This is a genomic window from Vibrio sp. 03_296 (genome assembly GCF_002265885.1).
Genome location: NZ_NPKW01001295.1, coordinates 1 through 326, shown reverse-complemented (window position 1 = coordinate 326; position 326 = coordinate 1). Strand labels below are relative to the sequence as shown.

The 326-nt window shown below is 53.4% G+C and carries 1 pseudogene; it reads left to right on the top strand.

Annotation, left to right across the window (positions count from 1 at the left end):
• Window positions 1-273, top strand: a pseudogene (locus CIK04_RS35230) (hypothetical protein); the annotation flags it as partial.
• Between the last annotated feature and the right edge of the window lie 53 nt (window positions 274-326).

Genomic DNA, 326 nt, shown 5'->3' with positions numbered 1-326 from the left:
CGTCGGTTGAGATGCTACCGTCTGAAACAGCGCAAACGCAGATACAGCATAGCGACATGGTTACAACGACAAGGTGTAACAGAGCGAAATGCGTGGAAGCTGGCGATGTCAGATAAAGGGTGGTGGCACTTAGCCCTCTCGCCCCAGGTGAATCACGCAATGCCAATCAAATGGTTCGAGGAGAGGGGACTGTACTCATTGAGAGATGGGTATGAGTCACTAAAGATATATTCGGAACCGCCGTATGCGACCCACGCTTGTACGGTGGTGTGAGAGGATGGAGGCCGTGAGGCCTCCTCCTACTCGATTCTGGCGTTCGCTCAGAG